This is a genomic window from Sphingomonas sp. AOB5 (assembly GCF_029433115.1).
GTDB lineage: Bacteria > Pseudomonadota > Alphaproteobacteria > Sphingomonadales > Sphingomonadaceae > Sphingomonas.
The window spans coordinates 1-9,763 of record NZ_JARNTV010000092.1 but is presented as its reverse complement, the minus strand read 5'-3'; the positions used below and the strand labels follow the sequence as shown (position 1 = coordinate 9,763).

The 9,763-nt window shown below is 65.8% G+C and carries 10 protein-coding genes and 1 pseudogene; 4 read left to right on the top strand and 7 right to left on the bottom strand.

The annotated features are described in order from the left end of the window. On the top strand, window positions 1–285 hold a 285-nt coding region (locus P1X14_RS20790; RefSeq protein WP_277317334.1), incomplete at its 5' end, for an ACT domain-containing protein. A 391-nt stretch (window positions 286–676) separates the two neighbouring features. Here P1X14_RS20790 and P1X14_RS20785 read toward each other — a convergent pair. After that, complete coding sequence (locus tag P1X14_RS20785) at window positions 677–1,018, bottom strand: hypothetical protein (RefSeq protein ID WP_277317335.1); 342 nt, start codon at window positions 1,016–1,018, stop codon at window positions 677–679. Between the two features lie 78 nt (window positions 1,019–1,096). Next, the gene (locus tag P1X14_RS20780) at window positions 1,097–1,423 is read right to left on the bottom strand and encodes a hypothetical protein (protein WP_277317333.1); all 327 of its coding nucleotides are present in this window, start codon (window positions 1,421–1,423) and stop codon (window positions 1,097–1,099) included. Between the two features lie 116 nt (window positions 1,424–1,539). Here P1X14_RS20780 and glpX point away from each other — a divergent pair, with 116 nt between their 5' ends. From glpX to P1X14_RS20765, 3 genes are read left to right on the top strand one after another with little or no spacing between them, the layout of a single operon-like run. Continuing rightward, complete coding sequence (gene glpX, locus P1X14_RS20775; RefSeq protein ID WP_277317332.1) at window positions 1,540–2,508, top strand: class II fructose-bisphosphatase; 969 nt, start codon at window positions 1,540–1,542, stop codon at window positions 2,506–2,508. Next, the gene (locus P1X14_RS20770) at window positions 2,508–3,212 is read left to right on the top strand and encodes a CPBP family intramembrane glutamic endopeptidase (RefSeq protein ID WP_277317331.1); all 705 of its coding nucleotides are present in this window, start codon (window positions 2,508–2,510) and stop codon (window positions 3,210–3,212) included. Before glpX ends, P1X14_RS20770 begins: the two co-directional genes overlap by 1 nt. A 58-nt stretch (window positions 3,213–3,270) precedes the next feature. Next, on the top strand, window positions 3,271–5,133 hold the full coding sequence (locus tag P1X14_RS20765; protein ID WP_277317330.1) for a CocE/NonD family hydrolase: 1,863 nt from the start codon (window positions 3,271–3,273) through the stop codon (window positions 5,131–5,133). A gap of 32 nt (window positions 5,134–5,165) precedes the next feature. Here P1X14_RS20765 and P1X14_RS20760 read toward each other — a convergent pair whose 3' ends face one another. The 5 genes and pseudogenes from P1X14_RS20760 to P1X14_RS20740 form a co-directional block, all read right to left on the bottom strand. Further along, a complete protein-coding gene (locus P1X14_RS20760; RefSeq protein ID WP_277317329.1) occupies window positions 5,166–5,936 on the bottom strand; it encodes an ABC transporter permease in 771 nt (256 codons plus the stop codon). Further along, on the bottom strand, window positions 5,933–6,868 hold the full coding sequence (locus tag P1X14_RS20755; protein ID WP_277317328.1) for an ABC transporter ATP-binding protein: 936 nt from the start codon (window positions 6,866–6,868) through the stop codon (window positions 5,933–5,935). Before P1X14_RS20755 ends, P1X14_RS20760 begins: the two co-directional genes overlap by 4 nt. A 73-nt stretch (window positions 6,869–6,941) precedes the next feature. Then, complete coding sequence (locus P1X14_RS20750; RefSeq protein ID WP_277317327.1) at window positions 6,942–7,685, bottom strand: DsbA family protein; 744 nt, start codon at window positions 7,683–7,685, stop codon at window positions 6,942–6,944. Next, a complete protein-coding gene (locus P1X14_RS20745) occupies window positions 7,682–9,067 on the bottom strand; it encodes a M48 family metalloprotease (protein ID WP_277317326.1) in 1,386 nt (461 codons plus the stop codon). Before P1X14_RS20745 ends, P1X14_RS20750 begins: the two co-directional genes overlap by 4 nt. 128 nt (window positions 9,068–9,195) lie before the next feature. Then, window positions 9,196–9,763: pseudogene (locus P1X14_RS20740) on the bottom strand (ribonuclease E/G); the annotation flags it as partial.

Below are 9,763 nucleotides of genomic sequence, written 5' to 3'. Positions count from 1 at the left end.
GCCGCCCAGCCCGCCGCCGACAGCGGCGAGCGCCGCGGCCGCGCCTATGTCCGCTTCACCGTGGCCGACCGGGTCGGCGTGCTCGCCGAGATCGCCGCGGCAATGCGCGACGCCGGCGTCTCGATCGAAAGCCTGATGCAGCGCGGCGCCAATCCCGACGGCAGCGTTCTCGTCGCGATCGTCACCCATGAGGGTCCGGAACGCTCGGTCGCCCATGCGCTGGAAAAGCTCCGCGGCTCGTCCAGCCTGGTCGGCGAGCCGATGTGGATGCATATTCTGGGCTAAGCGTCCGACATTCAAGTCCTCCCCCGGAGGGGGAGGTGGCAGGCGCAGCCTGACGGAGGGGTATTATCCGCGAGCGATATCGCTTGTGGAGAATACCCTCCACCGCTTCGCGGTCCCCCTCCCCCTCCGGGGGAGGATCAACGCCGCATGTCGAAGCGCCCTGCTGCACCCGCTTGAAATGTAGGATTTCCGCTGCTGCACTCAGCGCGCCGGGTACCGCCCAGCCGCTCTTTGACATGTCGCAGCATCGGCAAATATTTCTCCGGAAGGGTAAATTCCAACCGCGAAACTCCAGAGCCACCGGTTCGCCATGCCAGTGTGACTCTTGTGACTCTTCTCCGATTCTTCTTACCCTTTCAGGGTAAGACATGATTGGAATCAGCTTCTCAGATCAGGGCGCCAGTTCGCGCCGCACATAATGGATGCCATCGGCACCCACCGAAACCGACACGCCGACCATGCTGCCGCACTGGGCGATGATCGCACCCTGCCCGCAGGGCAGGCGCCCGCGCTCCTCGAGCAGTTCGGCGGTCTGCATCGGCACCGAGTTTCGCGGATTGGCGGAAAGCACGAAGGGAACGCGGTAATTGTCCGCCTCGCGTCGCGCGCAGACGACGATCTCGTCGCTGTCGGCATCGGTGCGGCAGGGCCGGTCGGCACGCGTCATCTCGCGCGCCTTGGCGACCGCGGCCGCCAGATCGGCATCCTGAGCGGCAAGCAGCATCATCGACATCAGCAGCACGGGCCTTGGCCTCCTTCCGCCCCCGGAACGATGCCTTGTGCCCGCCGCTTATGGCGAAATTTGGGAAGCTCAGTCGCTCGTGCGGATCAGCGTGGCGCCATTGCTCGGGCACACCGGCGCGCCGGTGGTGCCGCACGCCATGCCCTGGCTGCGCGCGACTTCGCGGCCCTTGGCATCGGGGATGATCGTGGTCGAACCGGTCAGGCGATAGCGCTGGTTCGGGTCCTGGCTGCACGGTGTGGCGACGCCGCAGGCGGGAGTGAGCCGCACCACGCGGACCGGCGCACGCTTGCGGCTGGTCTTGCGCTTGGTCGAAACCGGACGCGCGCGCTGGAGCTCGGGGGGCATCGCCATTACGGGCGAAGCGATGCTCAGGGCGAGCGTCAGAAACAACATGGCCGGTCCTCCATCGGTCAATCCCGCATTTTCGCCCAACGCGCATGCACGGCGATGGTTGCCGATGGCGCCCGCCTCCCCTATCGCCGCCTCAAACTTGAGGGGTGACCGAATCCATGACGACCGCCAGCAAGCATCTCGACCGCGTTCTCGTCCTCGAAATGGTGCGCGTCACCGAAGCGGCGGCCATCGCCGCCTCCACCCTCACCGGACGCGGCGACGAGAAGGCGGCGGACCATGCCGCGGTCGAGGCGATGCGCGAGGCGCTGAACAACCTCTACATGGACGGCACCGTGGTGATCGGCGAGGGCGAACGCGACGAAGCCCCGATGCTCTTCATCGGCGAGAAGGTCGGCTCGGCCATCGGCAAGGGCCCGCGCATCGACATCGCGCTCGATCCGCTGGAAGGCACCACCATCTGCGCCAAGGCCGGCCCGAACGCGCTGGCCGTCCTCGCGGTCGCCGAGGAAGGCGGTCTGCTGAACGCGCCCGACGTCTATATGGACAAGATCGCGGTCGGCCCTGGCTATCCCGACAATGTCATCGATCTCGCCAAGTCGCCGACCGAGAACGTCAAGGCGATCGCCGCCGCCAAGGGCGTCGAGCCGCACGAGATCATCGCCTGCGTGCTCGACCGCCCGCGCCACGAAGCGCTGATCGCCGAACTGCGCAGCATCGGCTGCGGCGTGATGCTGATCGGCGATGGCGACGTGGCCGGCGTGATCGCCACCACCGATCCCTCCACCACCATCGACGTCTATATGGGTTCGGGCGGCGCGCCGGAGGGTGTGCTGGCCTGTGCCGCGCTGCGCTGCGTCGGCGGCCAGTTCAAGGGCCGACTGATCTTCCGCAACGACGACGAACGCGCCCGCGCCCGGAAGTGGGGCATCGAGGATCTCGACAAGATCTACGACCTGACCGAACTGGCCAAGGGCGACTGCATCTTCGCCGCGACCGGCGTCACCGACGGCTCGCTGCTCGAAGGCGTGAAGCGGCTGGGCGGCAAGATGACCACCGAAAGCGTGGTGATGCGCGCCAGCTCGGGCACCGTCCGCTGGGTGAAGGGCGAGCACCGGACCGGGTGATGGCAGAGGCGCTGCTGATCGCAGCGGCACTTTATCTCGCCTGGTCGGTGCTGCGCGCGCGTGGCTGGAAAGCACGGATCGCAGCATTACTCGAACGCCATCCGGCGGCGCACGTCTATCGTGGATGGGCGGCAGGGCTGTGGATCGCGTTGGGATTCCCCGCGCTGATCGGCATGGCGCTCCTGGGGCGAGATCCGTTCGCGATGCCCTTCGAGTTCTGGATCGACTGGCTCCCGGATTTTGTCTTTCCCGTCGAACTTTTCGCGGGCGGGATGCTGGGTGCGACCCTCCTCAATCTCGCGATCGCCTTGCGCCGGCGACACCGCGGCAGCGCGCCGGCACGCGTTCTGGATTTCCCCCTCCCCAAGCCGATGCGCATGCGCGAAACGCCGTGGCCGGCCCTGCTCTCCCTAAGTGCTGGCATTTCGGAGGAACTATACTTCCGGCAGTTCTTGCCGCTGTTGATCGTGATGGTGTTCGACAGCTTGCCGCTGGCCGTATTGTTGAGCGCCGCGGCGTTTTCGATAAGCCATCCGGACAATCCGCCTCGGGTGCAGCTCGCCTATGTCGTGGCAGGTCTGTTCTTTTCGGTGCTGTACCTCGGAAGCGGGTCGCTCTGGCTGGCGATCCTGTTCCACGCGATCATCGACCTGAACCGGCTGGTGATCGATCCCATCGCCTTCTGGCCGCGCCGCACCACCTGACCTTGTCCTGAGCCGCGCAGCCCCTTACGCCCTCACGATCGAATTGATGGAGGTAGGGATGCGTCGTCTGTTGGTTTCCGTGGCGCTTGCAGCGCTCGCCATCCCGCTCGGCAGCACCTCCGCTCCGGCCCGCACCCCAGCCTCCACCCAGGCCGAAGCGCCCTTCACCTTCGAGGAGGTGATGATCCCGATGCGCGACGGGACCAAGCTGCAGACGGTGATCCTGCGGCCCCGCGGCGCAACGGGGAAGCTTCCGATCCTGCTCCAGCGCACCCCCTATGGCGTTCCCGGCGGTGCGCCGGGCGGCATTCCGGCATCGTGGAAGTATCTCGCCGCCGACGGCTATATCTTCGTGTTCCAGAACATGCGCGGCCAGTTCAAGTCGGAGGGCGACTTCGCCATGTCGATGGCCCTGAACCCGAAGAACTCGAAAGCCGCGGACGAGGCCACCGATGGCTGGGACACGGTCGACTGGCTGGTCAAGCATGTCGAGGGCAACAACGGCAAGGTCGGCATGTGGGGCGTTTCCTACCCCGGCTATGCCGCCGCGGTGGCGCTGGCCAAGCCGCACCCGGCGCTGAAGGCAGTCAGCCCGCAGGCCGCATGGAACGACTGGTGGATGAACGACGATCTCCACCGCTATGGCGCCGCGCGCCTGTCCTACCTCACCGATTGGCTGTTCAGCCTGCAGAACAACGATCAGGGCAACGACTTCCCCTATGACGGGAGCGATCCGGTCGACACGTACGACTGGTTCCTCAAGCTCGGCCCGGTCGAGAATCTCGACAAGCTCTATTTCAAGGGATCGGTGCCGCAGCTGACGGCGATGATCGAGCATCCCGATTATGACGAGTTCTGGAAGAAGCAGCGCTGGACCCAGCATCTGGGCGTCACCACCGTGCCGACGCTGCATGTCGCGGGCTTCTGGGATCAGGAAGATCCGCTCGGCACCTGGAGCATCTACGAGAAGATGGAGGAGAAGGACCCCAAAGGCCTGAACGTCATCGTCGCGGGTCCATGGGCGCACGGCACCTGGCACACCACCGGCGACAAGGTCGGCTATGTCCCGATCGGCAAGGATGCCGGCACCGAGTTCATGCGCGACATCGAAGCGCCCTTCTTCGCCCATTGGCTGCACGGCAAGGGCGAGAAGCCCGCGTTCGAGGCGCGGATGCTGCAGAGCGGATCGTGGGAGTGGAAGACCTACGCCAAATGGCCCGCCCCGGGCGCCACCGCGACCAGCCTGTATCTCCACGCCAATGGCAGCCTGTCGTTCGACGCGCCGGCAGCGGGTGAGGCGTGCCGCGACTATGTCTCCGATCCCGCCAACCCGGTGCCGTTCCGCGAACGGCCGATCAGCCGCACCTATCCCTCGCAGGAATGGCGCTGGTGGGAAGCCGCCGACCAGCGCTTCGTCGATCACCGCCCCGATGTGCTCAGCTATGTCAGCGCGCCGCTGGAGGCCGACCTGACCGTGACCGGCGCGCTCAGCGCCACGCTGATGGCCTCGACCTCGGGCACCGACAGCGACTTCGTGGTGAAGCTGATCGACGTGCTGCCTGACGATTTCGCGCGTCCGCCCGGCGGGGCGATCGGCGAATATCCCAAGACGCTGAACGGCTATCAATGGCCGATCGCGATGGAAGCCCGCCGCGGCCGCTATCTCAAGAGCTATGAGAAGCCCGAGCCGCTGGTGCCCGATCAGGTGGTCGCATGGAACGTGCCGCTGCGCGACCATGACCATGTGTTCAAGAAGGGCCACCGCATCATGGTGCAGGTCCAGTCGAGCTGGTTCCCGATGCTCGACCGCAACCCGCAGAAGTTCGTGCCCAACATCTACAAGGCGAAGCCCGAGGATTTCGTGAAGGCGACCCAGCGGGTGTGCAGCGGGTCGCGGGTGACGTTGCCGGTCATCAGGTAAATCCTCCCCCCGACGGGGGAGGATTTGAGAGGCTAGTTCTTCAGCCGGTATCCGGTCCGGAAGATCAGCGCGATCACGCCCATGCACAGCACCAGGAAGCCTGCGGTGAAGCCCAGGCTCCACGCGATGCTGACATCGCCCGCGCCGAAGAAACTCCAGCGGAACCCGCTGACCAGATAGACGACAGGATTGAACAGGCTGATCGTCCGCCATGGCTGGGGCAGCATGTCGATCGAGTAGAAGGCGCCGCCCAGGAAGGTCAGCGGGGTGATCAGCAGCGCGGGGACGAAGTTGAGCTGTTCGAACCCCTTGGCCCACACGCCGATGATGAAGCCCAGCATCGAGAAGGTGATCGAGGTGAGCAGCAGGAAGGCGATCATCGCCAGCGGATGATCGATCCGCAGGTCGACGAAGAAGGACGAGGTGATCAGGATGATCAGCCCGATCACCACCGATTTGGTCGCCGCCGCGCCGACATAGCCGACCACCAGCTCCACCGCCGAGATCGGCGCGGAGAGCAGTTCGAACACCGTCCCGGTGAATTTCGGGAAGTAGATGCCGATCGATCCGTTCGAGATGCTCTGGGTGAGCAGGGTCAGCATGATCAGCCCGGGCACCAGGAAGGCGCCGTAGTTCACGTCGCCGATATTCTGGATGCGGCTGCCGATCGCGCCACCGAACACGATGAAATAGAGCGAGGTGGTGATCACCGGCGTCGCGATGCTCTGCCACAAAGTGCGCAGCGTGCGCGCCATTTCGAAGCGGTAGATCGCCAGGATCCCGCGCCAGTTCACGCCGGTCATGCCGCCACTCCCTTATGCTCGACCAGATCGACGAAGATGTCCTCGAGGCTCGATTTGGACGTGTCGAGATCCTTGAAGCCGATGCCCAGGTCCGCAAGCTTGCGCAGCAGCGAGGGGATGCCGGTGCGCTCGGCCTGCGCGTCGAACACGTAGCGCAGACGCCGTCCTTCGTCCTCCAGCGTCAGGTGCCACTCGTCCAGATCGTGAGGAACATCGCCCAGAGGATCGTTCAGCGTAACGACCATCTCGCGCTTGCCGAGCTTCTTCATCAGCTCGGCCTTTTCCTCGACCAGCAGCAACTGGCCCTTGTTGATCACGCCCACCCGGTCGGCCATTTCCTCGGCCTCCTCGATATAATGGGTGGTCAGGATGATCGTGACGCCCTGTTCGCGCAGCTTGCCGATCAGCTTCCACATGTCGCGGCGCAGCGACACGTCTACGCCCGCGGTGGGTTCGTCGAGGAACAGGATATCCGGCTCGTGCGACAGCGCTTTGGCGATCAGCACGCGGCGCTTCATCCCGCCGGACAGCTCCATGATCTTGCTGTCCTTCTTGTCCCACAGCGACAGATCGCGCAGCACCTGTTCCAGATGTGCGGGGTTCGGCGCCTTGCCGAACAGGCCGCGGCTGAAGCGGACCGTGGACCAGACCGTCTCGAACATGTCGACCGAGAGCTCCTGCGGCACCAGCCCGATCTTGCTGCGCGCCTCGCGCGGGCTGCGGATCGCGTCGTGCCCGTCGACCAGGATCGTGCCGGTGCTGGGCGTGACGATGCCGCAGATGATGCTGATCAGCGTGGTCTTGCCCGCGCCATTGGGCCCCAGCAGCGCGAAGATCTCGCCGCGGTTGATGCTCAGATCGACATGATCGAGCGCCTTGTGCCCCGAAGCATAGGTCTTCGAGACCTGGGTGACGGATAATATGGATTGCATGAAGCCCCCGCTGGCCGGAACGGACGCGTTACCTAGGGTCGCGGGGGCAGCCGGACAAGGCCGGTAACAAAAATTAACTCCGCGCGCGGGCTTTCTTCACCGCTTCGGCCAGCACCGAATATTCGACATAACCGGGGATCACCTTGTCGCCGATCACCCAGACCGGCGTGCCCTGCCCGCCAACGCTCTGGGCAAGGCGGTGATTGGTCGCGATCTCGGTCTCGACCCGCGGCGTGCCGATGGTCTGCTTCGCCAGGTTCATATCCAGCCCGGCCTTGGCAGCAGCGGCATTGATGCTCGCTTCGCTGATCTGGCCACCGGCATAGAGCGCCTCGTGGAACGGCTTGAACTTGCCCTGCTCGCCCGCCGCCAGCGCCCAGCGCGCGGCCAGCACGCTGTTGTCGCCCAGCACCGGGAATTCGCGATAGACGATCCGCACCTTGGGATCGTTCTTCACCAGTTCGGCCAGCGCGGGCAGGCTCGCGCGGCAATAGCCGCAGGCGTAATCGAGGAACGCGACGACGGTCACATCGCCCTTGGGATTGCCCCATTCGGCACCCCGGTAGGGCGTTTCCATCGCCTTGCGATTGGGCGCGATCGCCTTGGCATATTCCTTCTCCTGAAGCTTCTCCATCGCTTCGGGCAGGATTTCGGGATGGGTGAGCAGATAGTTGCGGACCACCTCCTCCATCTTCGCGGTATCGCCTTCGCCACCCGCCAGCCGCTGACCGCCGGCGAACAGCGCAGCACCGAGCAATGCCGAGAGGACGAACGCCCCGGCCAGCAGCCAGGGATTGCGGGACAGTTTGTCGATCATTGTGCGGTGACGTTCATCCGGTTGCGGCGGCCGTTGCGCTGCATCTCTTCGACGGCGGTCTGGGAGACCATCATGATATCCTGCGCGCGGATCCAGTCGGGCGATCCGGGCGGCAGCCCGCCCATCGCCCGGCGCGCGCTCATCAGCGCGACACCCGGATCGCCCGTCAGATTGGCGCGCTCGGCGGTGGCCAGCGCCACGCGCGGCTCGTCGCCCTTGCGCTCATAGACCATGCCGAGCTGATGCCAGGCATAGGGGTTCTCGCGATCCCGCGCGACCGCCTGACGCAACACGCGCTCGGCTTCGGCAAGGTTCGCCGGATCCTCGGTCGCGAGCAGCGCATGGCCGAAGGTCGATGCGATCAGCGGCTGGAAATTGGTGCTCTCGGTCGCCTTGCGCAGCGGCACCAGCGCGCCGCGCGGATCGCCGCTCTCCAGCATGATCTGGCCTTCGAGCTCGAGGAAATAGGGATCGTTGGGCTGGGTCGCGACCAGCGCCTCGGTCTCGGCGCGCGCCTGATCGGGGAAGCCCTTGCGGTGATAGGCATAGGCGCGGGCATAATGCGCGTAGATCGACTGGTCGCTCGGCGGATAGAGCTTCAGCGTCTGTTCCGGCTCGTTGACATAGCCGCGCAGTTTGGCCTGCACACGCTTGAACCGGGTTTCCAGCTCGGGCGGGGTCTGCGCATTCCACGAAGGCTGTTTCTGCAGATCCTCGGTCAGCGTGGCGATACGCTCGCCGGACATCGGATGGGTCTGGCCGAACGGATCGAGTTCGGGATTGCTGCTGTAGAAGCCATAGCTGAACTGCAGGTTCTGCAGGCGCTTGAAGAATTCCAGCATGCCGCGGCCGCTGATGCCCGCGACGTTGAGGAAGCGGACGCCGGCGGCGTCGGCCGAGCTTTCCTGGCTGCGCGAATAGGCGAGATACTTGCCGATGGCGGCGCGCTGGCCGGCCATCATGATCGCCATGCCCGCGTCGGGGGCGCCAGCTGCCGCAGCGGCCAGGCCCAGCGCGAGACTGAGCAGCGAAACGCTGCCATAGCCGCCGTCGCGCTGGAACACCGCGTGACCGCCGACGATATGGCCGAGCTCGTGGGCGATGACGCCCTGGACTTCGTTGAGATTGCCCGCCTTGTCGATCAGGCCGGTGTGCAGATAGACGACCTGTCCGCCCGCGACGAACGCGTTGATCGACGGATCCTGGATCAGCACGATCCGCACATTGTTGGGCGAAAGCCCGGCCGCGCTGATCAGTCCGCGCGAGGCCTCGTTGAGCAGGTTTTCGGTTTCCGCATCGCGCAGCATGACCTGCGCCATGGCCGGGCCCGCCGAAAAGACGGCAATGCACAGAAAGGCGAGCAATAGTGCAAGACGCTTCATGCCCGCCATCATCGTCCCAAAATCCCCTGCCCGCAATGTCGGGACTGCCGGTGCGCTTTCAAGTGTGCGGGATGAACGCCGGGTGACTGGCGGCTCCCCGGCATGGTGCCCGGGAGCCGCCGATCACATCAGGCCCCGAAGGTGCGCTGCCACCAGCCGCGGCGCGGACCTTCTTCCGAACCTTCGCCTTCGGTCACGGTCTCGCCTTCGGCCGCGACTTCAGCCTCGACCGATTCGGCTGCCGGCTCGGCGGGAGCCGCCACGACCTTCTTGCGGCTGCGCGGCTTCTTGACCGGCGCTTCCTCGGTCACCGGCTCGGGCGCCGCTTCGACGACCGGTTCGGCTGCGACTTCGACCTCAGCAGGCGCCGCCTTCTTGCGGCTGCGCGGCTTCTTCGGCGCGGGGGCTTCCGGCTCGGGAGCAGCCTCGACCGGCGCCTCGACGGCTTCGGGTTCCGGCGCGGCTTCGGCCACGACCTTCTTGCGGCTGCGCGAACGCTTGGGCTTCGGCGCCTCGGCTTCCGGCTCGACAGGCGCTTCGGCTTCGACCGTCACGGCTTCCTCGACGGCCTCCGCTTCGGTCTCGCCCTCGGCAGCGGCATCGCCACCGCTCTGGCCGCCACGACGGCCACCACGACGACCGCGACGGCGGCGTTTGCGGCCCTCGCCGTCAGTCTCGCCTTCACGCGGCGCGCTG